The sequence below is a fragment of the Burkholderia semiarida genome, assembly GCF_029268935.1.
Classification (GTDB): domain Bacteria; phylum Pseudomonadota; class Gammaproteobacteria; order Burkholderiales; family Burkholderiaceae; genus Burkholderia; species Burkholderia semiarida.
Genome location: NZ_JAHLCL010000001.1, coordinates 522,672 through 548,778 on the forward strand (window position 1 = coordinate 522,672; position 26,107 = coordinate 548,778).

The 26,107-nt window shown below is 66.9% G+C and carries 13 protein-coding genes; 7 read left to right on the forward strand and 6 right to left on the reverse strand.

The window, feature by feature from the left end; translation table 11 throughout:
- Positions 1–218 precede the first annotated feature (218 nt).
- On the reverse strand, positions 219–1,874 hold the full coding sequence (locus KPB06_RS02365) for a trimethylamine N-oxide permease (protein ID WP_059608925.1): 1,656 nt from the start codon (positions 1,872–1,874) through the stop codon (positions 219–221).
- A 288-nt stretch (positions 1,875–2,162) separates the two neighbouring features.
- On the opposite strand from KPB06_RS02365, the gene KPB06_RS02370 reads away from it, so the two are divergent.
- The gene (locus KPB06_RS02370; RefSeq protein ID WP_059578074.1) at positions 2,163–3,692 is read left to right on the forward strand and encodes a catalase; all 1,530 of its coding nucleotides are present in this window, start codon (positions 2,163–2,165) and stop codon (positions 3,690–3,692) included.
- Between the two features lie 83 nt (positions 3,693–3,775).
- Here the strand turns inward: KPB06_RS02370 and katG are convergent, their stop codons facing one another.
- Positions 3,776–5,962, reverse strand: a complete 2,187-nt coding sequence (gene katG, locus KPB06_RS02375) for a catalase/peroxidase HPI (protein ID WP_275905308.1) — start codon at positions 5,960–5,962, stop codon at positions 3,776–3,778.
- A gap of 35 nt (positions 5,963–5,997) precedes the next feature.
- Positions 5,998–6,780, reverse strand: coding sequence for a carbonic anhydrase (locus KPB06_RS02380; protein WP_081066550.1), 783 nt, complete (start codon positions 6,778–6,780; stop codon positions 5,998–6,000).
- Positions 6,781–7,298: 518 nt separating this feature from the next.
- On the opposite strand from KPB06_RS02380, the gene KPB06_RS02385 reads away from it, so the two are divergent.
- Positions 7,299–8,135, forward strand: a complete 837-nt coding sequence (locus tag KPB06_RS02385) for a peptidylprolyl isomerase (protein ID WP_059576345.1) — start codon at positions 7,299–7,301, stop codon at positions 8,133–8,135.
- A gap of 133 nt (positions 8,136–8,268) precedes the next feature.
- On the opposite strand, the gene KPB06_RS02390 is transcribed toward KPB06_RS02385, so the two are convergent.
- The gene (locus KPB06_RS02390) at positions 8,269–8,688 is read right to left on the reverse strand and encodes an NUDIX hydrolase (protein ID WP_059576363.1); all 420 of its coding nucleotides are present in this window, start codon (positions 8,686–8,688) and stop codon (positions 8,269–8,271) included.
- 407 nt (positions 8,689–9,095) lie between these two features.
- On the opposite strand from KPB06_RS02390, the gene KPB06_RS02395 reads away from it, so the two are divergent.
- Positions 9,096–9,413: a hypothetical protein gene (locus KPB06_RS02395; protein WP_059576341.1), complete on the forward strand. Its 318-nt coding sequence runs from the start codon at positions 9,096–9,098 to the stop codon at positions 9,411–9,413.
- Positions 9,410–10,180, forward strand: a complete 771-nt coding sequence (locus KPB06_RS02400; RefSeq protein WP_059576337.1) for a glycosyltransferase family 25 protein — start codon at positions 9,410–9,412, stop codon at positions 10,178–10,180. The genes KPB06_RS02395 and KPB06_RS02400 overlap by 4 nt, the downstream gene beginning before the upstream one ends.
- Before the next feature lie 108 nt (positions 10,181–10,288).
- Here KPB06_RS02400 and KPB06_RS02405 read toward each other — a convergent pair whose 3' ends face one another.
- Together KPB06_RS02405 and KPB06_RS02410 are read right to left on the reverse strand one after the other, a co-directional pair.
- The gene (locus KPB06_RS02405) at positions 10,289–10,609 is read right to left on the reverse strand and encodes a helix-turn-helix domain-containing protein (protein WP_059576333.1); all 321 of its coding nucleotides are present in this window, start codon (positions 10,607–10,609) and stop codon (positions 10,289–10,291) included.
- A 746-nt stretch (positions 10,610–11,355) separates the two neighbouring features.
- The gene (locus KPB06_RS02410; RefSeq protein ID WP_059576331.1) at positions 11,356–14,391 is read right to left on the reverse strand and encodes an ATP-binding protein; all 3,036 of its coding nucleotides are present in this window, start codon (positions 14,389–14,391) and stop codon (positions 11,356–11,358) included.
- Positions 14,392–14,861: 470 nt separating this feature from the next.
- On the opposite strand from KPB06_RS02410, the gene KPB06_RS02415 reads away from it, so the two are divergent.
- The 3 genes from KPB06_RS02415 to KPB06_RS02425 all read left to right on the forward strand — a co-directional run bounded on the left by KPB06_RS02415 (position 14,862) and on the right by KPB06_RS02425 (position 26,090).
- A complete protein-coding gene (locus tag KPB06_RS02415; RefSeq protein ID WP_275905309.1) occupies positions 14,862–24,227 on the forward strand; it encodes a YadA-like family protein in 9,366 nt (3,121 codons plus the stop codon).
- Between the two features lie 102 nt (positions 24,228–24,329).
- Positions 24,330–25,037 (forward strand): OmpA family protein, encoded by a 708-nt coding sequence (locus KPB06_RS02420; protein ID WP_059576328.1) that lies wholly within the window; start codon positions 24,330–24,332, stop codon positions 25,035–25,037.
- A gap of 327 nt (positions 25,038–25,364) precedes the next feature.
- Complete coding sequence (locus KPB06_RS02425; RefSeq protein WP_059576325.1) at positions 25,365–26,090, forward strand: LuxR C-terminal-related transcriptional regulator; 726 nt, start codon at positions 25,365–25,367, stop codon at positions 26,088–26,090.
- Positions 26,091–26,107 lie beyond the last annotated feature (17 nt).

The following is a 26,107-nucleotide window of genomic DNA, read 5'->3' on the forward strand; positions in this document are numbered from 1 at the left end:
GCGGAGATCGGTATCGTCCGCGCGTGTGGACCCGGGGGCGGGCGCTCGATGCTCGCATCTGGCAGCGTTTTGGAGCATGCAGCACGATCAGCATGTGAATCGTGACGTGGCCGCGCCCACCGGCCACCATCGAACGCCCGCTCCCGGGTCTTGTCCCGGCGAAGGTCGGCCCGGCAGGCCGCGCGTATCGCCGCCGGCCGGAAGCCGGCAGCGAATGCTCAACGGCCCCACGCGAAGTAATGGGAACCGGCGACCGCCAGCACCGCGCCGATCAGCGCCGCGTACGGCGCGAGATTCAGCCACATGCTGCGCGTCGGCACCTTGAGCTCCATGTCGCGCTGCATTTGCGCGGGGAAGCGGCCGCGGTCCTGCCAGTAGTGGCGATACAGGAACACCGGCACGATCAGCAACATCGCGATCAGCCCGTTGCGCAGCGTGCCCTCGCCTTGCAGATCGGCGCCCGCGCCCGCATAAACGAGGTTCGCGTAGCCGCAGATCGAGCCCGCGACGAGCAGCCACGTCGGGCAGCGGAACGGCCGATCCCAGTTGCCGCGATCCATCCGGTGTATCCAGCCAGACTGAAGATTCAGGAATACGAACAGCATGTAGCAGACGTTCGAGATCGACAGCACCGTCATGTAGTCCGACATCATCAGCAACACGAGGTTGAAGCCGAGGTCGGTCCACATCGCGCGCGTGGGCGAACCGTGCTCGTTTACGTGCGACAGGTACTTCGGCAACCAGCCGTCGACCGACGCCTGGTACAGCGTGCGCGACGAACCCATCATCGACGTCATCACGATCAGCAGGATCGACAGCATCAGCATCACGACGACCGCATTCGCGACCCACGCGCCGCCGCCGACGATCTTTGCCATCGCGGCTGCGACGCCGGTGCCGTCGCCGATCGCCGGATCGAGCATCGCCTGGGTGCCGAGCGCGCCCTGGAACGCCATCGGCACGAGCGTCATCACGACGAGACACAGCGCGCCCGACCAGAAGATCGCCTTCGCGGTATCGCGCCGCGGATCGCGGAATTCACGCGTGTAGCAGACGGCCGTCTCGAAACCGTACGACGCCCAGCCGGCCATGAACATCGCGCCGAGCGCCATCGTCACGCCCTGCCCGTTCCACGCGCCGAAGGTCGCGGCCGTGAGGTTGCCCTGCGCGTCGTGACCGAGCGGCAGCAGCGGGAGCAGGTTCGACATCGGCACGTCGCCGGTGACGAACGGCACGATGCCGACGATCAAGAGCGGCGTGAGCGACGCGATGCCGAGAATGCGCTGCGTGCGCGCGGCCTTCGACGCACCGCTGTGCTGAAGTTTGAACGTGATGAGAAGCAGAATCGTCGCGATGATGAACGTCGCGTTGATCCGCAAAGACAGACCGGGCTTGATGAACCCGAGATCCGCCACCTTGAGCTGCCAGTGCAGCACCGCCGCATCGGCGGGAAAGAGACTCGTGAGCGCATAGCTCGCCGCGAGGCCGCAGCCGAGCGCGAGCATCGGCGACCACGCGAGCCAGTTGCACCATACGGATACCGGCGCAATCAGCTTGCTGTAACGAACCCAGCCGATCGCGCCGTACACCGACGCACCGCCCGATTTATGCGGAAACAGGCTGGAAATCTCCGCGTAGGTCGCGCTTTGAATCAGCCCCATCGTGATCGCGGCGATCCACACGGCCCACGCCGGGTGGCCGATCGTCGCGGACACGCCGCCGATCGTGAACAGCACGCCGGCGGGCACGCCGCTCGTGACCCAGAACGCGTCCTTCCAGCTGAGGCCGCGTTGCAGCGTGTGGCCGCCGGCATCGTGCGGCGTATCGGCCGCGACGTCGGCGGCATGGCGGATGGGCGATCCTGCATCGTTCATGGTGCTTGCTCCTGAGTGGTCGAGTTCCCGGCCGGCGGGACCGGCAAGCGGATCGGGCAGGGTGCAGGCATTGTCGAATGCGCGGCTGCGTGAAATGAATCGGCCCAGTCTGAAAATCGGCCGGTGCTCGGACCGGTCCGAGCCGGCGCATATTTTTTCACTCGCCGATCGTGCCGCCGCGAACCGCGACGATAGCGATCGCCAATCGAGCCGATATGAATAAGTCAATTCACGGCCGGCTTACATGCGAATTACAGTGAGGCCCCATTTCAAACATGGAGTCGACAGATGTACAACACGCAAGCCGCATGGCGTACCGCTTTGCTGGTATGCGCGACCGTCCTGACCTTCGACGCGAGCGCATCGACACTGACACGCGACAACGGCGCGCCCGTCGGCGACAACCAGAACTCGCAGACGGCCGGCCCCGGTGGCCCCGTCGTGCTGCAGGACGTCAACCTGATCCAGAAACTGCAGCGTTTCGACCGTGAGCGCATTCCGGAGCGCGTCGTGCACGCGCGCGGCACCGGCGCATACGGACACTTCATCGCGACCCGCGACATTTCCGACTACACGCAGGCGAAGGTGTTCGCGCCGGGCACCGACACGCCGGTGTTCGTCCGGTTCTCGAGCGTGATCCACGGCGGCACGTCGCCGGAGACGCTGCGCGACCCGCGCGGCTTCGCGACGAAGTTCTATACGTCGGAAGGCAACTGGGATCTGGTGGGCAACAACCTGCCGGTGTTCTTCATCCGCGACGCGATCAAGTTCCCGGACATGGTTCATTCGCTGAAGCCGGCGCCGGACACGAACATCCAGGATCCGAACCGCTTCTTCGATTTCTTCTCGCATCAACCCGAAGCGACGCACATGCTCACGCGCCTTTATTCGGACTACGGCACGCCGAGAAGCTATCGCGAGATGGACGGCAACAGCGTGCACGCGTACAAGTTCGTCAACGCGCGCGGCGACGTGCACTACGTGAAATTCCACTGGAAGAGCTTGCAGGGCGAGCACAATCTCGACGCGAAGGAAGCCGAGCGCATTCAGGGCAAGGACTTCAATCACATGACGCGTGATTTGCAGGCGGCCATTGCCGCCGGCAACTTCCCGAAATGGGATCTGTATATCCAGGTGCTGAAGCCCGAGCAGCTCGCGCGCTTCGAGTTCGATCCGCTCGACGCCACGAAGATCTGGCCCGACGTTCCCGAGATCAAGATCGGCACGATGACGCTCGATCGCAATCCGGCGAACATCTTCCAGGAAACGGAGCAGGCCGCGATGGCGCCGTCGAATCTGGTGCCGGGCATCGAGCCGTCGGAAGACCGGCTGCTGCAAGGCCGCCTGTTCGCGTATGCGGATACGCAGCTGCATCGGGTGGGCGTGAACGGGCTGCAATTGCCGGTGAATCGCCCGCGCGCCGACGTGGCGAACCACAACCAGGACGGCGCGATGAACGGCGGCATGACCAAGGGCACCGTGAACTACGAGCCGAGCGCGGCGAAGGATCTGTCGGCGGATGCGCGGTACAAGTACAGCCGGCTGCCGCTGACCGGCACGACGCAGCAGGCGCCGATCGCGCGGACGCGGAACTTCGCGCAGGCCGGTGCGTTCTATCGATCGCTGCCGGAGAACGCGCGCAAGGATCTGATCGCGAATCTCGCGGGCGATCTGGGGCAGGTGAAGGACGAGAACGTCAAGTACACGATGCTGTCGTATTTCCAGAAGGCCGATCCGGAGTACGGCCGCAGGATCGCGCTGGCCGTCAATGCGGATCCGCGGCGCGTCGAGGCGCTGGCTGCGCGGCTGGCGGACTGACGCAAGGTTGAACCCATGATGAAAACGGCCAGTCGCGAGACTGGCCGTTTTCGTTTGCTACGTGAGCGGCGTGAAGCCGTCGGTCACGCGAGATCGAAGCGGTCGAGGTTCATCACCTTGTTCCAGGCGGCGACGAAGTCGCGCACGAACTTCTCCTTCGCATCCGCGCTGCCGTACACCTCGGCCAGCGCGCGCAACTGCGAGTGCGAGCCGAAGATCAGGTCGACGCGCGTGCCCGTCCACTTGACCGCGCCCGTCGCACGATCGCGCCCCTCGAACACGTCGTTCGCGCCCGACACCGGCTTCCACTCCGTACCCATGTCGAGCAGGTTCGCGAAGAAATCGTTCGTCAGCGTGCCCGGACGATCGGTGAACACGCCGTGCTTCGAGTCGCCGACGTTCGCGCCAAGCACGCGCAAGCCGCCGACCAGCACCGTCATCTCCGGCGCCGTCAACGTCAGCAGCTGCGCCTTGTCGACCAGCAGCGCCTCGGCCGGCGTCTTGTACGCGTGCTTCAGGTAGTTGCGGAACCCGTCCGCCACCGGCTCGAGCACGGCCATCGCGTCGACGTCGGTTTCTTCCTGCGACGCATCCATCCGGCCCGGCGCGAACGGCACCGTGATCGCGACACCCGCGTTCTTCGCCGCCTGCTCGACGCCGGCCGCGCCGGCCAGCACGATCAGGTCGGCCAGCGACACCTTCTTGCCGTCCGTCTGCGCATCGTTGAACGCCTTCTGCACGCCTTCGAGCGTTTCGAGCACCGCCGCGAGCGCTGCCGGCTGGTTCACTTCCCAGTCCTTCTGCGGCGCGAGACGAATGCGCGCGCCGTTCGCGCCGCCGCGCTTGTCCGAGCCGCGGAACGTCGCCGCCGACGCCCATGCGGTCGACACGAGCTGCGACACCGACAGGCCGGTGGCCAGCACCTTCGCCTTCAGCGCGGCGACGTCGGCGGCGTCGATCAGCGGGTGATCGACGGCCGGGATCGGGTCCTGCCACAGCAGGTGTTCCGCCGGCACGTCCGGGCCGAGATAGCGCGAGCGCGGGCCCATGTCGCGGTGCGTGAGCTTGAACCATGCGCGTGCGAACGCGTCGGCGAACTCGGCCGGGTTCTCGTAGAAGCGGCGCGAGATCTTTTCGTAGGCCGGGTCGAAACGCAGCGACAGGTCGGTCGTCAGCATCGTCGGGCGATGCTTCTTCGACGCGTCGTACGCATCGGGAATCACTTCGCCGGCATCCTTCGCGACCCACTGGTGCGCGCCGGCCGGGCTCTTCGTGAGCTCCCACTCGTAGCTGAACAGGTGCTTGAAGAAATCGTTGCTCCACTGCGTCGGCGTCGACGTCCACGTGACTTCGAGGCCGCTCGTGATCGTGTCCTTGCCCTTGCCCGTGCCGAACGTGCTCTTCCAGCCGAGACCCTGCTCTTCAAGGCCCGCGGCTTCCGGCTCGGGGCCGACGTTCGAGGCCGGGCCGGCGCCGTGCGTCTTGCCGAACGTGTGGCCGCCCGCGATCAGCGCGACCGTTTCCTCGTCGTTCATCGCCATGCGCGCGAACGTCTCGCGGATGTCGTGCGCGGCGGCGACCGGGTCGGGGTTGCCGTCCGGGCCTTCCGGGTTCACGTAGATGAGGCCCATCTGCACCGCGGCGAGCGGGCTTTCGAGCTCGCGCTTGCCGGTGTAGCGGCTGTTCGGGCCGCCGCTCAGTTCCAGCCAGATCTTTTCCGAGCCCCAGTAGACGTCGTCCGGCTCCCACGTGTCGACGCGGCCGCCGGCATAGCCGAAGGTCTTGAAGCCCATCGATTCGAGCGCGACGTTGCCGGTCAGGATCAGCAGGTCGGCCCACGAGATGTTGCGGCCGTACTTCTGCTTGATCGGCCACAGCAGGCGGCGGGCCTTGTCGAGGCTGACGTTGTCCGGCCAGCTGTTGAGCGGCGCGAAGCGCTGCTGCCCGCCGCCGGCGCCGCCGCGGCCGTCGGCCGTGCGGTAGGTGCCGGCGCTGTGCCACGCCATGCGCACGAACAGGCCGCCGTAGTGGCCGAAGTCGGCCGGCCACCAGTCCTGCGAGGTCGTCATCAGCGCATGCAGGTCCTGCTTCACCGCGGCGAGATCCAGCTTCTTGAACGCTTCTGCGTAGTCGAAATCCGGGTCCATCGGATCGGACAGCGCCGAATGCCGATGCAGTACGTTCAGGTTCAGCTGATTCGGCCACCAGTCCTTGTTCGTCGTGCCGCTGCCTGCGGTGTGGTTGAACGGGCACTTCGATGGGTTCGACATGGACATTCTCCTTGGATGAGCGATGTTGTGTGGGTTCAGTGCCGCTGGTACTTCAACAGCGGGCGTCCGTTCAGCGGCTGCGTGGCGCGCGCGTTGTGCGAGTAGTGCCGCGTGAACGCGTCGATGTCGGCCGCGGACAGCTCCATCGTGTCCTGCAGCACATACCATTCGACGTTCTCGGTGAGCGGGGGCGTCGTCAGCGAGCCGAGGTAGTGGTAATAGCTGTCGAGATCGTCCGGCATCAGCGCCGCCACGTCGAACGACGCCAGCGGCGACGCGACGCCGCGCCGCGCCGCGCGCACGATCGACGCGAACTGCGCGTTCTCGTTGCCGTCGCGATAAAGCACCGCGACGACGGCAAGCCGGCCGTCCTGCGCGCGGAACACGAAATGGCCTTCGAGCGGATAGCGCCGGCCGTCGATCGTGTGCTCGGCCGGCGCGTGGAAGTGCGCCTGAAGCAGCCGGAAGTGACGGCCGCGGATGATCACGTCGCTTTGCTTCGGCACGACCTGCACGGTGTGGCCGTTGTCCACGACGGTCGCGCCGCCCGTGGCGACGTGCACGACGATCGCGTCGTTCACGCCGGGCATGCGTTCGGCCTGCACGACGGTGCCCGACCGGATGTCGATCGGCGATTGCGAATCGCCCGACTCGATCTGCCAGGCCTGTTGATGCGCGTAATCGAAGTCGCGCTGGTTCTGCGTCGGTGCGGCGGCGGCGGCCGCGGTCGCGCCGCTCGCGATTGCCGCGGCGAACACCGGCAGCGTCGCACGCCGGACTGCCGTGACGACCTGCGTCAGGTTGATTCGATGATTCAAACGGGATCCTCGATACGGGAAGGTGAAAGGAAATCGCTCGCGGCCGGTGCGAGATGCCTGCGCGACCGAAAGCCGGGATCAATTCATTATTCGTATCGGCCCGATGCGTTCCAATCAGACTCGTCTGATTCAAGCGCCATTCATGCGGCGCGTCGCGATTCGTGTGGATCGTGCGGATCGAGCGTGCGACGCAAACGTGCGCCGATGTAGGACCAGGCCGATTGTGTCGTCGTCTGCGTCTGCCCACAATGTGCCGGTCGAACGGTTGCATGGTGATCCGTTCGATACCTCGTATCCGAAGCTCGTCTTCGTTCCGAACGCCGCCCGAGGTGGGGCGGCGTCCTTTTTCCGTGTTCGACGCACGGCAACGAACGTGGCGCGCCGCGGGCAGACAGGGAATACGCGCGACGTCGTCGACGATTTCGATACACCCTCGAGCGCCGACGCCGTCGGCGCCATCACGCTTCATCGTTCATACGCGCAGCCTTCGTGCGCGGTCAATTATCAAGGACTCCATCATGAAGACTCGTATTCAAGCCATTCCCGCCGTGATCGCACTCGTCTGCGCCACCGGCATGACGGGCGCGGTCGCCGCCGAAGCCGGCGCGGCCCCGCTGCCGAAAGGCATCGTCGCGGTCGTGAACAACGCGCCGATCGTACAGAGCGACGTGGACACCATCGTGAAGGCGTCGGGCCAGCCCGATACGCCTGCGTTGCGCGATGCGGTGAAGCGCGACCTGATCGTGCGGCAACTGATCGAGCAGGCGGCCGACAAGGCGAACTACGGCAGCCGGCCCGAAGTCCAGGGCATCGTGTCGCGCGCGCGTGCGAGCGCGGCCGCCGATCTGTATCTGCGCGATGCGTTGGGCGCGCAGCGCGTGACCGATGCGCAGGTGAAGGCGCGCTACGACTACATCGTCGCGAATGCCGCGCAGTTCGAATACCGCGCGCAAGTGGTGGCCGTGGCCGATGCCGCGAAGGCGAATGCGGTGGCCGCCGAGCTGAAGCAGGGTGCGGCCTTCGATGCGGTCGCGAAGAAGTACAACACGACCGCGAACGCTGGCGTGGCCGAGTGGAGCGAACTGAAGACGCCGCTTGCCGAAGGCCACACGGCCGGGCTGCCGATGCCGCTCGCGCAGGCCATGACGTCGCTGAAGCCGGGCGCGGTGTCGGGCCCGGTGCAGATCGGCAATGCGTATGCGTTCGTGAAGCTCGCCGACAAGCGCCCGGTGGTCGTGCCGAGCTTCGACAAGGCCAAGCCGGTGCTGCGACAGCAACTGGAGCAGCAGGCGCGACAAAACGCGATGGCCGCGCTGGTCGACAAGCTGGCCGCGCAGGCGACGATCGAGCAGTAACAGGCGCCGAAGAAAACGAGGCTCGGCCGGCTGTGAGCCCGCCGAGCCTTTTTTGTTCCGTGCGTCGTTTCGCCGGCAATCGGCCGCCTTTTTCCCGTCACCGGAACCGCGCCGTGCGCCAATCGCAACGACGTCATCCCACTGCGGTCTCCGCTTCGACGTGAATCATGAAGGCCACGGGCCCGGCGACGCGCGTCCCGTCGAGTGCGAGTTCGACGATCGCGGGCGTCGGCCCGCTGCAATCGATCGACGCCATTTCCATCCGGTCGAACCACGCGCAGTGCGCGACTTCCGCGGACGGACGCGCTCGCGCGTGCGCATCGAGATCCGCCAGGAACACGTGATGCAGCTTGTGCTTGCCGGCCGCGCGAAACAGGTAGCGCAGGTTCCGGCAGACGAGCCCGGTTTCTTCCGCGAGTTCGCGGCGAGCGGCGTCGCTCAGCGATTCGCCCGGTTTGGGTAGGCCGCCGGGTAGTGTCCAGCGGGCGTGCGGTCGGGCGACCAGCAGAATCCGGTCGCCGCGCCGGCACAGGACGGTGGCGCGTTGTTTCATGATGGTGTCGTCCGATGGCATGCGGCGAATGCCGCGGTTGGGAAAAAACGTCGCTTCGGGGAAGCGCCGTCAAGACGTTCGTGTCGAGACGTTTCCGATGCGAGGGCGTCGCGGGCGTCATGCCGGTTGCGGCGGACAGCCTTGCGCCGTGACGCGTTCCACTTTATGGACACGCTGTCGGCCACTCAATCGGCCCAGTCTTAAAAGCGTCGACAGATGACGCTTGGCGGGCCGCCGGCCGGGAAGCAGGCCACATAGACTCCGGTACGCCGTGTAGGCCTCGTCCGATTCCTTCGCCCCGCCGCCGGACAATAAGACCCGTCCGATAGAGATTCGCGTCCGACTCGCCTGTAATACGCAGCATCCGCCGATATCAAGCGGCATGAACTGGCGATGGAGGACAATCGATGAGTGATGCAGATAATGTGGTCAAGGGCGCGGTGGTCGGCACGATCGCGAGCGCGGCGACCGTCGCGCTCGTGCACTTCGTGATCGAGGCCGGCACGCGCTGGAGCGCCGGCGGCCTGGCGGTGACGCTGATCTCGGCGGTGCTGATGGCGTTCGTGCTGCTCGTGCCGCCAGCGTTCGCCGCATGGCGCAACCGGATGAACGCAATCGATCCGTTCTTCGAGCCCGAGGCGTTGAAGCCGATCCTGCAAGGCCGTGCGGTGGGTATCGTGCTCGGCATCGTATTCGGCATTTCGGTCGTGACGGGCTGGCAATGATGGCGACGAACGCGCCCACCCTGCTTGCGGCGGACCCGGCCGTGCGCCCGACCGTCAAGGTCATTTCGCTGCGCCGCAGCCACGCGCGCCGGCACGCGTTCCGCGCGAACAACCCGCATCTGGATTTCGAATTCGTCGACGCGATCGACGGACACGCACTCTCGGACGCCGCAATCACCGCATCCGGCCTGTTCGCGCCCGGGTTGCCGTACACGCGCGGTGCGTTCGGCATCGCGATGACCACGCATCGGCTGTGGAGCGACATCGCGTCGGGCCGCGAGCGGGTAACGATCGCGGAGGACGATGCGATCTTCCGGCCCGATTTCCACGACGCCACGCTGCAATTCCTGCGTGACGATCGCGGCCGGCACGATTTCATCGCATGGGGCTACAACTTCGATTCGATCTTGCGCGGTTCGATCTTCAACAGCCGCGCGCCGGTGACGATGCGCTTCGACGAAGCGGCGCTCGACGGCGCGATCGGCGATTTCCGGAACGACCGCGGCCCGGTGCTGGTGATGAACCTGCTCGAGTTCTACGGGATCTGTGCGTACACGATCTCGCCGGCCGGCGCGCGCTTCCTGCTCGATCGCTGCTTTCCGCTGCGGCCGGAGACGCTCTACTCGTACGGGCTGGGCCGGACGCTCGACAATTACGGCATCGACATCGTGATGAACAAGTTCTACGGCGCGATGCATAGCGCGGCCACCTTTCCGCCGCTCGCCGTGACGATGAATGCACGCGAGACGTCGACGATTCAGGCCTGACCCGATCGGACGCGACAACCGGCGACGTTGAATCGAAAGGGGCGCTTGCCTCGTACGTGCACCGGCACGCTTCGGCTGCCGCCCCGTTCGTCGTTGCGCGACGCGCGGTCAGACCGTCGCCGTGATACCGGCCGGGCCCGATTCCCCCGCGGCCCGCACCACGATTTCCACATGCTGGCCAAATGCCGCCAGCGTCAGCATCAGTTGATCCAGCGAAACGTTCCTGAGCCGCTCGCGCTGCTCGGGCGTGACCACCGGCCGGGCCATTTCCGCGAGCGCCGCGGCATCTTCGTCACTCAGGCCGCGCGACGCAATCAGCGCGTTGAGCTTCAGCGCAAGGACGGACTTGGCCTCCAGCTCCCCGACGTCGTAGAAATCGAAATCGGCCGGCACGGCGCCGGTGTAGTCATCCTGATCGTCGTAATTCATCGTGCTTCTCCCGTGATCGCCGAACACTGCGCGGCATCGAGCGGCGCCCTATCGGCGAGCCTGACATGCGGAACGACGCGGCGAGATTGAATGGATGTTTGCGTGTTGACGAAGCAGTCCCGGAAACGAATGGGTGCGCTATGATTCGCGTCAGCCATGGTCAACTCCTCTGTTGAGTTGGTGGTGGTCAGCGGCCTGCAGGTGTTTTACCCACCCGCAGGCCGCGCTCGTTGACGCGGCGGATGTCGATCGTTACTTCATCCAGGCGAAAACGTGCAACTACTTTAGCCAAGATTGAACGGCCGCGGGCAACGGGTGCGCGCGGTTTCAGCCGCGTTGACCATCAGGTCAGTGCCTCGCGTCCTTGCTGCTCAACGATTTCGCGGCGGCTGCGTCGGCTGGCCGATTCGTCGTTTCTTCACCGATGTGTTGAAAAGCGTGTCGATCGGCCGCGTCGAGGCACCCTGACGAACCGTTTTCACCGACGGGAAGAAATCCCAGCACGAATCGGTTCAGTCCTATTGGATGCAGGGTCCAATGACGTTAAGCTGGGTTTGCGCGGTGCCGTGGCATGGATTCGACGGCGGTCGCTGGGCCCGGCCGTTGCGCGAAGCTACGTTGGTTGTAGCACTACTCCTCACGCTGCCTTATGCGAGCGTCGAATCCCCGCCGGCGGTTGCCGCGCACTTCTTCCGCTCATCGTTCAGATGACGCGAAGCAAGCCGTCCTCCCGCTTCGCGCCTCCTTCATGCTCCATGCTTCACTCCGGCCGCAAGCGGATCGCCACGCTGCTGCGCGTGGTCGCCGGCGCGCCGCGCGAGCGCGGCTTGCGCGCAGCCGCGGTATTGCTCGAACTCCCGCGCGAACGCCACCGCGTCGCCGGCCAGCGCCAGCGCTTCCAGCGACGCGCAGAGGCCCGACACATCGCGCTCGCCGATCATCGCGAACGCGCCGCGCATACTGTGAATCTCCGCACGGGCGGCCTTCAGGTCGCCGTATTCCAGTGCACGCACGATCGCGGCATTGGCCCGGTTGGTCGCATCGACCAGCGCCGCGCACAGGTCGCGCGGCAGCGGCCCGCGCGTGCTCGCGGGCGCCGCCGCGATCGCGCGGCCCGGCCGCCACGGGCCCGTGTATTTCGCGATCGCCTGTTCGAGCGAGCGCAGCGACGTCGGCTTCGTGACGATCTCGTCGATGCCGGCTTCCTTCGACAGCCGCAACTCGTCCGGCTCCGCATGCGCGGTCACGGCCAGGATCGGCAGCGCGCGGCCGCGTTCGCGCAGCATCCGGGCGAGCGCATAGCCGTCGAGGCCCGGCATGTTGAGGTCGGTCATCACGATCGCGTAGTCGTGCCGTTCGACGAGATCGAGCGCCTGCGCCACGCCGGACGCGACGTCGGCGCGATAGCCGAGCACGTCGAGCTGATCGTGCACGAGCGAGCGGTTGACGGGGTTGTCGTCGACGAACAGCACGCGCAGGTCCGGCGTGTCGCCGCCGGCCGGCGCCGGCTGCATCCCGTGCTGATGGTCGAGCGGCAGCGGCAGCGACACGACGAAGGTCGAGCCGACGTTCGGCACGCTGTCCACGGCGATGCGCCCGCCCATCGATTCCGCGAGCTTGTTGCTCAGCGGCAGGCCGATGCCCGTGCCGCCGAAGCGGCGCGCGATCGATTCGTCGGCCTGCGCGAACGGCTCGAACACGCGTTCGAGCTGCGCGGGCGTCATGCCGATGCCGGAATCGCTGACGCGGATCATCACCGGCGTGCCGTCGGCCACCGGCGCCGTCACGGACAGCGCGACGGCGCCGCGATCGGTGAACTTGATCGCGTTGCTGACGAGATTGACGACGATCTGCCGCACCCGCAGCGGATCGCCGACATACGGCCGCGCCGCCTGCGCATCGACGTCCACGCGCAGCGCGACGCCCTTTGCACGCGCGACCGGCTCGAACAGCTCGGCGATGTCGCGCGCCAGCTCGTCGATGCGGAAGCTGGTCGCCTCGAGCGTCATCCGGTCGGCTTCGATCTTCGTCATGTCGAGCACGTTGTTCAGCATGTCGAGCAGCATCCGCGCGGCCGACGTGACCGCGTGCAGCCGCGACTTCTCGCGATTGCGGTCGGGCGCCTTGTCGAGCAGTTCGAGGTTGCCAAGCATCGCGTTCAGCGGCGTGCGGATCTCGTGGCTGATCGTTGCCAGGAACGTCGATTTCGCGCGGTTCGCGCTGTCGAGCGCGCGCTCGGTGTCGGCGCGCGTCGTGATGTCGGAGAAGCCGCACAGCAGCGTGTCCTTGCCGCGGTAGCGCACGCGCACGAAGTTGACGAGCAGGTCACGCGCGCGGCCGTCGTCGAGCGTCACCGGGAATTCCACGTCGAGCTGCACCGGTGCGCTGCCCGTGCCGTGCCGGTAGCGCGCGAGCAGGCGCTCGTGCAGCGGCGGCTCGCCGGCCGCGCTTTCGTACAGCTCGTGCATCCGGTTGCGCAGCAGCACCGCGTCGGTGTCGAGCGACACGAGCACGATGCCGAACGGCGACGTCGCGATGATCGCGCGGCTCATTTCATCGGTCTCGAACACGCGGCGCGAGCGGCGGAACACTGGCGCGAACACCTTCAGGTCGAATGCGATCACGAGCGCCCACAGCACGGCCAGGATCAGCGCGGCCACGCCGGTTTCGCGCACGATCGTCGGCCAGATCGCGATCGCGATCGTGCGCCACGAGTACGCATAGACGATCGCGAAGCCCGTGTCGGCGATCCGGTCGCTGATCGTGAACACGCCGTGCAGATAGCTTTCGTCGAAGCAGTCGAGGCCGCGCCGCCAGCCGTTCTCGGCGAGCGCGTGACGCATCAGCGCGGCGCCGTCGATCGACGCGCGCGTGCGGTCCTCGTCCAGCAGCACGCGGCCGGCCTGGTCGACCAGCATTACCACCGCGTCTTCCGGCGCCTGCTTGAGCCGGTCGTCGAGCACGTTCACGTCGAGATCGCTGACGAAGGTCATGAAATGCCGCGGGCCGTCGAACGCCGGCTCGACGAGGCGGAACACCTTCTTGCCCGTGAGCGGGTCGATCGCGGGCGGCTCCCACGCGATGCGCCGCGTCGCGCGCCAGTAGCGCGCGACGGCCGGGTTCGACCAGTCGGCGACGTTGAACGCGAGCCGGTCGATCAGCGCGCGCGTGTCGGCCACGCCGATGCGCTCGAGCACGTCGCGATAGGGCATCGACGGCGGCGGCGTGATCGCGAGCACGTTGCGGTCGGGGCTGTACGCGTAGCCCGACAGCGGCATCCCTGATTGCCGTTCGGCGGCCGCCACCGAGATCGTGAGCCGCTCCATCAGTTGAACGTATTCGTCGGTTTCGTTGCCGGCCAGCGCGTCGGGCGTCACGGCGACGAAGATTTCGCTCACGTTGCGCAACGGCGACAGCACGACGTGGCCGTCGCGCGCGAGCGCCTCGGCCGCGCTGTGCGAATGGCGCGGATGGCTGTTCCACAACAGCTCCGCATTGATCACCGAGCGCCGCACCGACGCCTGTTTCGCGTCGATCTCGAGTTCGACGAGCGCCTTGTGCGTGGCGAACAGCTCGCGCCGCTTCGCGATGTAGTCGCGCACCGAGCCGTCGAGCAGCACGCTCGTCGCGAACAGGATCACGAGCGACAGCACCGCGGCCCCGCCGTACAGCGTAAAGCGCTGGTAGCGGTGCAGCAGGCTCAGGTCGCGCGCTTCGCCGTCGATCGACGCGAACGGCGCGTTGGCGTCCGCCGGGGACGCGAACAGGTGTCGGATGGGCATGGGACGAATACCGTGAAATCAATGCGCGAATCGGGGCCGCACGCGAGACGAACGGCGAGAGCCGTCGGCGGACCGCGCGCGTAGCGATATCCGTAAGCCGTGTGGAATGGCGGGCGATTGCACTGCCGGCTCGGGGAACGAGCCAATTATCGTGATGGCAGGGCCGCCGGTATGTAGGGCAGTCCGAAGCAATTCGGCAACGGCGGTAGGACTGGTCCTAATTGTCGAGGCGAGCCTGCGCGCTGCGTTTATACGGTGCGAGCGGCGCGCATGTCAAACGATCGCGCGTTTCGCGGGCGTGCCGTGTCGCGTTTTCCTCGCGGAAGTGTCAGGCATCGTCATATTCGGACCAGTCTGAGTAAATAAGTTTTGTCGCGTCTGGCTGTCTGATTATCGAAAGGCGTTGCGAAAAATATATTGGCTCACGTAGCTCGAATCTCGTCTCACACTTTCGTATAGAGGCAATCAACGTGAACAAGACATACCGCACCGTCTGGAATCCGACGACGGGTACATGGGTCGCGGCGGCCGAAACGGCGCGCTCGCAAAAGAAATCGAACTCGACGATGCGTTCGTCGGTAACGGCTGCGGTCGCGGTCATGGCGGGCGTGGGCGGAAGCGCGATCGCGATCGATGCCGGAGCGCAGACGGCGAACGGGAATGGCGCGCTGAACCTGTGCGGGGGAGCGAACGGGGGGGTTGGCCATACGTTCGGCTACTCCGGCGCAACGACGAACGCAAACTGTTCGGTGATTGGTACCAACAATCCGGTCTACCGGGGGCATGCGCCTTCCTTTGTGCTGGGAAATGGTGGTGATCTGAATGGTGCGGCCGGGGTCGGCTCGACGGCGAGCACCGCATCGGTGGCCGGCAGCCGGGACGGTCATGTGATGATTTACGGTGCCAACGGCGTTCACATCACCGGCACGACGGATTTCGCCAACGCCGTCAGCATGACGAATAACCGCATCCAGAACCTGGCTGCCGGTACGGCGGGCACGGATGCGGTCAACTTGAATCAGCTGAATGCCGCGATCGCGGCGACGGATGACAAGTTTGTGGCCATCAGTACCGGAACGTATGCGGCCGACGTGGCCGCCAGCGCTGCCAGCAGTGCAACCGCCATCGGCGCGAACGCAAGCGCTGCCGGCACGTCGGCAGTGGCACTCGGCGGCAATACTACGGCTAGCGCGACGAATGCCGTGGCGCTCGGGACGCTCGCGCGTGCAACCAGTGCCGAAACGACCGCGGTTGGCGTAGGCGCGGCGGCCACCGGGCAGAACGCGTCGGTGCTGGGGCGCGGCGCGTTGGCGAGCGGCGGAAATTCGGTCGCCCTCGGTGCGTTCTCCGTTGCCGATCGGGCAAATTCCGTGTCCGTCGGCACGGCCGCGAGCCAGCGCCAGATCACGAACGTCGCGGCCGGCACGGTGGGTACGGACGCGGTCAACGTGAATCAGCTGAACGCCGCGATTGCCGCGAGCGATCCGTATTTCATGGTCAACAGCACCAGCGCCAATCACGCAAATGCGACGGGCGCCAATGCGGTTGCCATCGGACAAAACGTGACGTCCAGCGGCTCCAGTTCCGTGGCGCTCGGATCCGCAACGGCAGCCGGCGGCTTTCACTCGGTCGCGATCGGCGCGTCGGCGAGTACGGTCGGCGACAGCAACGTGGCGCTCGGCGATGGCGCCGCGGTCGCGCAGAGCAACCGTTTCGTTCCGACGAGCGGCGTAGCCATCGGTACCAACGCTCGAGTCATCGACGGCGACATTACCGGCGCGACCGGCTCGATCGCGATCGGCAATAGCGCGACGGCCGGTGGAACGGGCACGATCGCAATCGGTACCAATGCGCGACACACCGGATCGGGTGCGACGGTTCTGGGCTCCAACGCCAGCGCGATGGGCGGGGGTGCAGGCGTCGCAGTGGGCTCGGGCAGTTCTGCCGCGGGCAGCTCGTCGGTCGCGACGGGCCCGAACGCCACGGCCACCGGCACGGGCTCGGTTGCAATCGGCAGTTCTGCCGCAACCGCGGGCAACAACAGCGTGGCGCTCGGCAATACCGCTGCCGGCAGCGCGATCAATACCACCGCGATCGGCAGCAACGCCAAGGCGACCGGCACCAACGCGACCGTGCTCGGCCAGAGCGCGTCCGCGAGCGGCCTGTCGGCGGTCGGCATCGGTTTCCGTGCGAATGCGCAGGCAGACAACTCGGTCGCGCTCGGCATGGATTCCGTCGCGAACCGGAACAACACCGTTTCCGTCGGTTCGGCCACGCAGCAGCGCCAGATCACGAACCTCGCGGCCGGCACGGCCGGGACCGACGCGGTGAACGTCGCCCAACTGAACGCCGCGATCGCGAACGTCGGCGGCAGCAATCCGTACGTCAAGGTGAATGGCGCCGGTGACGGCAGCGATGACGCCAGCGCCACCGGCGTCGGCTCGGTGGCCATCGGCTCGAACGCGAAGACGCTGGTCGACGGCGGCGTCGCGGTCGGCCGCAGCGCCACGGCTGGCATGGCCAACAGTGTCGCGATCGGTAATGACGCGGTCGCTTCGCAGGATGGCGTGGCGATCGGTCGGGATGCCCGTGCGCAAAACGCGAACGCGATTTCGATCGGTGCGGGTTCGGCGGCCGGCCAGAACGGCACGTCGCTCGGCAATAACGCGCTTGCCGGTTCGAATGCGCTTGCGTTGGGCACCAATGCATCGGCCACCGGCAACAATTCCGTCGCCCTGGGTAACGGATCGGTCGCGCTGGCGGACAACACGGTATCGGTCGGTAGCGCCGGCAACGAACGCAAGATCGTGAACGTGGCGGACGGTACGCTGTCGGCGACGAGCAAGGACGCGGTAAACGGCGCGCAACTGTTCGCGACGAACACGCGCGTCGGTTCGCTGGAAGATTCGCTCGCGAGGGGTGGCGTGATCGACCCGGTGACGGGTGAATCGCTGGCGGTGGTGTACGACGGCACCGCGAAGGACAAGGTCACGCTGGGCGGCGGCACGGCCGGCACGACGCTGTCGAACGTGAAGGCCGGCGTGGCGGACAAGGACGCAGTGAACGTGAGCCAGTTGAAGGGCTCGGGCCTGGTCGGCGACGACGGCAGCGCGATCGCCGCGGTCACGTACAACCGCAACGCGGACGGCACGCCGAACTACGACGCGGTGACGCTGGGCGGCGGCAAGTCGACCGGCCCGGTGACGCTGTCGAACGTGGCGGACGGTGTGAACCGCAATGACGCGGTGAACCTCGGTCAGTTGCAGGATTCCGGCCTCGTTGCGCCGGTCGATCCGACGAACCCGGGTGCGGGTGTGACGTCGCTCGCGGTGACGTATGGCAAGAACGCGGATGGCTCGGCGAACTTCGACGAAGTGAAGTTGAAGGGCACGAACGGCACGACGCTGGCCAACGTGAAGGCCGGCGTTGCCGACACGGACGCAGTGAACGTGAGCCAGTTGAAGGGCTCGGGCCTGGTCGGCGACGACGGCAAGGCGATCGCCGCGGTCACGTACAACCGTAACGCGGACGGCACGCCGAACTACAACGCGGTGACGTTGGGCGGCGGCAAGTCGGCCGGCCCGGTGACGCTGTCGAACGTGGCCACGGGTGTCGCGGCGACCGACGCGGTCAACGTGCAGCAGTTGCAGCAGACCGTGGCCAACGGCAACCCGTATATCGGCGGGCGCGGCACGGGTGTCGCCGCGCAGGCGACGGGCCTCAATGCCATCGCGCTGGGCCTCGGCTCGGTCGCGGACGAGATCCGCACGGTTTCCGTGGGTAACAGCGCAACGGGCCTGCAACGTCGCATTACGAACGTGCAGAACGGCGAGGCCGACAGCGATGCGGCGACCGTCGGTCAGGTCAACGATCTGATGGGTATTGCGTCGACGAACGCGCAGGCGGCTATCGACAACGTCAGCACGACGACCACGCAAGCCATTCAGGACGTGAACAGCCGACTGGATGCGATCGGCACGCTCGCGGGCACCGATCCGTATGTTCAGGTCGACGGTCTCGGCGACGGCAGCGACAACGCATCCGTTCGTGCGGGCACGTATGGCGTGGCGATTGGCGCGGAAGCCAGCGCCACCGGCGATACGGCGATCGCGATCGGCGCACAGTCGCGTTCGACGGGCTCCGGTTCGGTCGCGCTCGGCGCGGGTGCCTCGGCAACGGGTACGGGCGCTGTCGCGTTCGGAAGCGGCGTGGCGACCGGCACGAGCGCGCTCGCGCTGGGCAATGGCACGAACGCGTCGGGCAACAACGCGGTCGCCGCGGGCTTCAACGCGCGAGCCGCGGGCGTCAACGCCCTCGCGCTCGGCAATACGGCGCGCGCCAACGCGGCCGACTCCCTGGCATTCGGCACGGGTGCGCAGGTCGATCCGCTCGCCACGAACTCAATTGCGATCGGCCGTCAGTCCAGCGTTACCGGAACGGCATTGAACTCGGTCGCGCTGGGCGCGAGCTCGGTGGCGGATCGGCTGAACTCGGTCTCGGTGGGTTCGACCGGGCAGCAGCGTCAGATCATTTATGTCGCGCGCGGTACGGCCAACACCGATGCGGTGAACGTGAGCCAGTTGAAGGACGCCGTGGCGGCCTTCGGCGGCAATGCATCGGTGGGCGCGGACGGCTCCATCGTGAACCCGACGTACACCATCGGCGGCACCACCTATCGCAACGTGGGCGATGCGCTCGACGCGCTGGCCAATCTGGGCGGCGGGGGCGGCGGAACCGATCCGCTGGCCGTCACCTATGGCAGGAACAGCGACGGCACGCCGAACTTCGAAGTGGTCACGCTCAAGGGCACGGACGGCACGACGCTGTCGAACGTGAAGGCCGGCGTTGCGGACAAGGACGCGGTGAACGTGAGCCAGTTGAAGGACTCGGGCCTGATCGGTGGTGACGGCAAGGCGATCGCGGCGGTCACGTATGACCGTAACGCGGACGGCTCGCCGAACCTCGGTTCCGTCACGCTGGGCGGCGGCGCGAATGGCACGACGCTGTCGAACGTGAAGGCCGGCGTTGCAGATAAGGACGCGGTGAACGTGAGCCAGTTGAAGGGCTCGGGGCTGATCGGCGACGACGGCAAGTCGATCGCCGCGGTCACGTACGACCGTAACGCTGACGGCACGCCGAACCTCGGTTCGGTCACGCTGGGTGGCGGCACGGCCGGCACGACGCTGTCGAACGTGAAGGCCGGTGTTGCGGACAAGGACGCAGTGAACGTGAGCCAACTGAAGGGCTCTGGCCTGATCGGCGACGACGGCAAGGCAATTGCCGCGGTCACGTATGACCGTAACGCGGACGGTACGCCGAACTATCGTTCGGTGACGCTGGGTGACGGCACGAACCCGACGCAACTGAAGCATGTGGCGAACGCAACCGAAGACAGCGACGCGCTGAACCTCGGTCAGTTGAAGGACTCGGGCCTGGTGGGCGACGACGGCAGCGGTAACCTGACGTCGCTGGCGGTGACGTACGACAGCGCGACGAAGGACAAGGTCACGCTGGGCGGCGGCACGGACGGCACGACGCTGACCAACGTGAAGGCCGGCGTTGCAGATAAGGACGCGGTAAACGTGAGCCAGTTGAAGGGCTCGGGCCTGATCGGCGACGACGGCAAGGCGATCGCCGCGGTCACGTACGACCGCAACACGGACGGTACGCCGAACTACCGTTCGGTGACGCTGGGCGACGGCACGAACGCGACGCAGCTGAAGCACGTGGCGAACGCAACCGAAGACAGCGACGCGCTGAACCTCGGTCAGCTGAAGGACTCGGGCCTGGTGGGCGACGACGGCAGCGGTAACCTGACGTCGCTGGCGGTGACGTACGACAGCGCGACGAAGGACAAGGTCACGCTGGGCGGCGGCACGGACGGCACGACGCTGGCCAACGTGAAGGCCGGCGTCGCGGACAAGGACGCGGTGAACGTGAGCCAGCTGAAGGGCTCGGGCCTGATCGGCGACGACGGCAAGGCGATCGCCGCGGTCACGTACGACCGCAACACGGACGGTACGCCGAACTACCGTTCGGTGACGCTGGGCGACGGCACGAACCCGACGCAGCTGAAGCACGTGGCGAACGCAACCGAAGACAGCGACGCGCTGAACCTCGGTCAGCTGAAGGACTCGGGCCTGGTGGGCGACGACGGCAGCGGTAACCTGACGTCGCTGGCAGTGACGTACGACAGCGCGACGAAGGACAAGGTCACGCTGGGCGGCGGCACGGACGGCACGACGCTTGCCAACGTGAAGGCAGGCGTTGCGGACAAGGACGCGGTGAACGTGAGCCAGTTGAAGGGCTCGGGCCTGATTGGCGACGACGGCAAGTCGATCGCGGCGGTCACGTACGACCGCAACACGGACGGTACGCCGAACTACCGTTCGGTCACGCTGGGCGATGGCACGAACCCGACGCAACTGAAGCACGTGGCGAACGCAACCGAAGACAGCGACGCACTGAATCTCGGTCAGTTGAAAGACTCGGGCCTGGTGGGCGACGACGGCAGTGGGAACCTGACGTCGCTGGCAGTGACGTACGACAGCGCGACGAAGGACAAGGTCACGCTGGGCGGCGGCACGGACGGCACGACGCTGGCCAATGTGAAGGCAGGCGTTGCGGACAAGGACGCAGTGAACGTGAGCCAGTTGAAGGGCTCGGGCCTGATCGGCGACGACGGCAAGTCGATCGCCGCGGTCACGTACGACCGTAACGCGGACGGCTCGCCGAACTACCGTTCGGTGACGCTGGGCGACGGCACGAACGCGACGCAACTGAAGCATGTGGCGAACGGTACGGATCGTCAGGACGCTGTGAACCTCGGTCAGTTGCAGGATTCGGGCCTCGTTGCGCCGGTCGATCCGACGAACCCGGGTGCGGGCGTGACATCGCTGGCGGTGACGTATAGCCAGAACGCGGACAATTCGGCGAACTACGACGAAGTGAAGCTGAAGGGCACGAACGGCACGACGTTGACGAACGTGAAGGCCGGTGTGGCCGACGCGGACGCAGTGAACGTGAGCCAGCTGAAGGGCTCGGGCTTGATCGGCGACGACGGCAAGGCGATCGCCGCGGTCACGTACGACCGTAACGCGGACGGCTCGCCGAACTACCGTTCGGTCACGCTGGGCGACGGTACGAACCCGACGCAGTTGAAGCATGTTGCGAACGCAACCGAAGACAGCGACGCGCTGAACCTCGGTCAGCTGAAGGACTCGGGCCTGGTGGGCGACGACGGCAGCGGCAACCTGACGTCGCTGGCAGTGACGTACGACGGCGCGACGAAGGACAAGGTCACGCTGGGCGGCGGCACGGCCGGCACGACGCTGACGAACGTGAAGGCCGGTGTTGCCGACGCGGACGCAGTGAACGTGAGCCAGTTGAAGGGCTCGGGCTTGATCGGCGACGACGGCAAGGCGATCGCCGCGGTCACTTACAACCGCAACGCCGACGGCTCGCCGAACTACGACGCGGTGACGCTCGGCGGCGGCAAGTCGGCCGGCCCGGTGACGCTGTCGAACGTGGCGGACGGTGTGAACCGCAATGACGCTGTGAACCTCGGTCAGTTGCAGGACTCGGGCCTCGTTGCGCCGGTCGATCCGACGAACCCGGGTGCGGGCGTGACGTCGCTCGCGGTGACGTACGGCAAGAACACGGACGGCTCGGCGAACTTCGACGAAGTGAAGCTGAAGGGCACGAACGGCACGACGCTGGCGAACGTGAAGGCCGGTGTTGCCGACGCGGATGCGGTGAACGTGAGCCAGTTGAAGGGCGCTGGCCTGATCGGCGACGACGGCAAGGCGATCGCCGCGGTCACGTACGACCGCAACACGGACGGCACGCCGAACTACAACGCGGTGACGCTGGGCGGCGGCAAGTCGGCCGGCCCGGTGCAGTTGAAGAACGTCGCGGCCGGCACGGACGGCACCGACGCGGTGAACGTGGCGCAGTTGAAGGACGCTGGCCTCGTCGCGCCGGTCGATCCGACGAACCCGGGTGCGGGTTTGGCATCGCTCGCGGTGACGTACGGCACGAACGCGGACGGTTCGGCGAACTTCGACGAAGTGAAGCTGAGGGGCGCGAACGGCACGACGCTGACGAACGTGCAGGCCGGCGCGGTGAACGCGGCGAGCACGGACGCGGTGAACGGCTCGCAGTTGTACGGCGTGTCGAAGAGCGTCGCGGATTCGCTGGGCGGCGGCTCGGCCGTCGACGCCAACGGCAACGTGACGGCGCCGACGTATTCGCTGACCGATCCGGCCAACGCCGCGACGAAGGTCGACTACCGCAACGTCGGCGACGCGCTCGACAACCTGGATGGCCGTGTTGCGACCAACACGCAGAACATCACGGTCATCAACAACCAGCTTGCCGATTCGGGCCTGGTGGATCCGGTGACGGGTCAATCGATCGCCGCGGTGACGTACGACCGCAACGCGAACGGCACGCCGAACTACAACGCGGTGACGCTGGGCGGCGGCAAGTCGGCCGGCCCGGTGCAGTTGAAGAACGTCGCGGCCGGCACGGACGATACCGACGCGGTGAACGTCGCGCAGCTGAAGGACGCTGGCCTCGTCGCACCGGTCGATCCGACGAATCCGGGTGCGGGCGTGACGTCGCTGGCGGTGACGTACAGCCAGAACGCGGACGAATCGGCGAACTTCGACGAAGTGAAGCTGAAGGGCACGAACGGCACGACGCTGACGAACGTGGCCGCGGGTGCGGTGAACGCGACCAGCACGGACGCGATCAACGGCTCGCAGTTGCACGGCACCGCGCAGAGCGTGGCCGACACGCTGGGCGGCGGCACGACGGTCGATGCGGACGGCAAGCTCGCCAACGCGTCTTTCGAGGTCAAGGGCAACCGCTACTCGACGGTCGAGCAGGCGATCCAGGCCGCGGCGGCATACGGCGCGACCGATTCGCTCGCGGTGCGTTACGACCTGAATGCCGACGGCACGCCGAACTACGGCTCGGTGACCCTCGGCGGCACGGGTGCGGCGCCGGTGAAGCTGACGAACGTCGCGGACGGCACGAGCCAGTACGACGCGGTGAACTTCGGGCAGTTGAGCGCGCTGAACGACAAGATCGGCGATCTCGACGACCGCGTCGGCGGCCTCGAGCTGCGACCGGGCAACCCGGGTGACGGCAACGGCGGCGGTTCGGGCACCAACCCGTACTTCGGCGCGACCGACCAGACCGCGGGCGGCTCGTCGGCGGCGAACCCCGGCACCGGCACCGGCAACGTGGCGGCAGGTTCGGGCTCGTCGGTCGGCACCGGCGTGAACGACGGCACGGCCATCGGCTCCGGCTCGAAGGTGGCCGCCGGCGGCGGCACGGCGATAGGCGCGGGCTCGGCCGCGAACGGCGAGAACGCGACGTCGATCGGCCACGGCTCGAACGCGACCGGCAGCGGTTCGGTGGCGATCGGCTCGGGCGCCGTGGCGAACGAGGCGAACACCGTTTCGTTCGGCGACGGCACCGACACCGGCAACCGCCGCGTCGTGAACATCGCGGACGGTATCAACGCGAACGACGGCGCGACGAAGGGCCAGCTCGACCGTGCGGTCGGCGGTCTGTCGGGCCAGATCAACGATGTGTCGAGGAACGCGTACTCGGGTATCGCGGCAGCCACCGCGCTGACGATGATCCCGGGCGTGGATCCGGGCAAGACGCTGTCGTTCGGTGTCGGCGGCGCGACCTACAAGGGCTATCAGGCGGTGGCGTTCGGCGGCGAGGCTCGCATCACGCAGAACCTGAAGATGAAGGCCGGCGTGGGTCTGTCGAGCGGCGGCAACACGGTTGGCGTGGGCGCGTCGTACCAGTGGTAAGGCGCGGGGCGGGGCCGTGCGCCCCGCCCGTGCGGGGCCGTTCCGATTTTCAACCCTCTCAGACAAGTGCGGCCGCCCGCGGGCGGACGCCATTTCAAGACCATGACTTCAAAGCTTTTGCGCGTCGCGTCGATCGGCGCGTTCGCGATGGCGCTCGGTGCGTGTACGACGCAATCGGGGCTCACTTATGACATTCGCGCGGTATCCGTGCCGGGCAAGCCGGACAACATCTTCCGCGTGAGTTGCGACGGGCTGCTCGGCAGCGCGAATGCATGTGCGCGCGCGGCCGAAGAGTTCTGCCGCGGGCAGGGCTTCACGCCGCTCGAGATGATCGACCGCGTGTACAGCCGCGCGCCGATGAAGGATCCGCGCGAAATCACGTTCATCTGCGGCAAGCCGCAGCCGGTCGCGCAGCCCGCGCCCGCGCCGGCGCCGCAGCAGCCGGCGCCGCAACCGGTTCAGCAGCGCCAGGTGCTGCTGCAGGGCGACGCGAATTTCGCGACCGACAGCGCGGCGCTGACCGCGCAGGCCCGCAACGATCTCGATCGCTTCATCGTGGCCAATCGCGGCGTGGAATTCGCGCGCGTGTCGATCACGGGCTTCACCGATTCGACCGGCGGCGCCGCGCATAACCGCGCGCTGTCGGAAGCGCGGGCGCGCACCGTCGTCGAGTATCTGCGCGCGAACGGGCTGCAGGCCCGTTCGTTCGTCGCGGAAGGCCTCGGCGCGGCCGATCCGGTTGCATCCAACGCGACCGCAGCCGGTCGCGCGCAGAACCGCCGCGTCGAGATCCGCCTGGACGTGAAATGACGCATTGACGTATCGCGCGGCGCCGGTTCGCCGGCGCCGCAGGGCCTTCGTCGGTCACGAGCCGATGGAGGAGCGGGGTGCGATCGACCGCCGCACCCCGCTGTCCCGGCAGGCATGCCAAGCCGCCCGCTCTCACCGAGCCGGCGGCTTTTTTCATTGGCGGCGCGCCGCGCGGCGGGCTGCTCCCGTTCGGCCTTGGCGGCCGGCCCCGGTTTCATGCGAAACTAGCGCCCAATTACGATCCAGAAAGAACGGCGCGCACGCGCCGTCGCCGGCCATCGGGCAGCCGTTCGGCCGCCCGCGACAGCGGTGAACACTCGGACGACTATGGGAAGCTATCAGATACGTGTGGTACTGGCCGACGACCACCCGGCATTGCTCGTCGGCGTTCAGCATGGGCTTTCGTCGGTGCCGACGATCCGGCTCACCGGCACGGCCGGCAATTCGACCGAGCTGATCGCGCTGCTCGATGCGAACGTATGCGACGTGCTGGTATCCGACTACGCGATGCCCGACAACGTGCACGGCGACGGCATCGCGCTGTTCTCCTACCTGCAACGCAACTATCCGGCCGTCAAGCTGGTCGTGCTCACCATGCTCGACAACGCGGCGGTGGTCGGCGCGCTCGTGCGGCTCGGCATCGCGTGCATCGTCAGCAAGTCGGATGCGATCGATCACCTGATTCCAGCCGTGCATGCGGCCGCCACGGGCGGCACCTATTATTCGCCGTCGGTCGAGAAAGTCGTGCGCACGCTGTCCGCGCATTCGGGCGCGCGGATCGTCGACCAGGCGCCGAGCCTGAGCAGCCGCGAGATCGAGGTCGTGCGGCTGTATGCGTCGGGGATGACCGTCAACGAGATCGCGGACAAGCTCAGCCGCAGCAAGAAGACGATCAGCACCCAGAAGGCGCGCGCGATGCAGAAGCTCGGCGTGGAAAAGGATATCGACCTGTTGCGCTACGCGATGGAGAACGGGATCGTCGCCGCGTCGGGCGGCGAGGGCAAGGCGGCGGAGCAGGTGGGAGAGGAGAAAGGGCGCGCCGAGCCCGACTGACCGGAGCGCCTCGCGCA

Coding starts and splice junctions, on each gene's coding strand:
- KPB06_RS02385 (WP_059576345.1), top strand. CDS start 7,299: ATGAAGACTCGTATTCAAGCCATTCCCGCCGTGATCGCACTCGTCTGC.
- KPB06_RS02395 (WP_059576341.1), top strand. CDS start 9,096: ATGAGTGATGCAGATAATGTGGTCAAGGGCGCGGTGGTCGGCACGATC.
- KPB06_RS02365 (WP_059608925.1), bottom strand. CDS start 1,874: ATGAACGATGCAGGATCGCCCATCCGCCATGCCGCCGACGTCGCGGCC.
- KPB06_RS02400 (WP_059576337.1), top strand. CDS start 9,410: ATGATGGCGACGAACGCGCCCACCCTGCTTGCGGCGGACCCGGCCGTG.
- KPB06_RS02370 (WP_059578074.1), top strand. CDS start 2,163: ATGTACAACACGCAAGCCGCATGGCGTACCGCTTTGCTGGTATGCGCG.
- KPB06_RS02405 (WP_059576333.1), bottom strand. CDS start 10,609: ATGAATTACGACGATCAGGATGACTACACCGGCGCCGTGCCGGCCGAT.
- KPB06_RS02410 (WP_059576331.1), bottom strand. CDS start 14,391: ATGCCCATCCGACACCTGTTCGCGTCCCCGGCGGACGCCAACGCGCCG.
- KPB06_RS02420 (WP_059576328.1), top strand. CDS start 24,330: ATGACTTCAAAGCTTTTGCGCGTCGCGTCGATCGGCGCGTTCGCGATG.
- KPB06_RS02425 (WP_059576325.1), top strand. CDS start 25,365: ATGGGAAGCTATCAGATACGTGTGGTACTGGCCGACGACCACCCGGCA.
- katG (WP_275905308.1), bottom strand. CDS start 5,962: ATGTCGAACCCATCGAAGTGCCCGTTCAACCACACCGCAGGCAGCGGC.
- KPB06_RS02390 (WP_059576363.1), bottom strand. CDS start 8,688: ATGAAACAACGCGCCACCGTCCTGTGCCGGCGCGGCGACCGGATTCTG.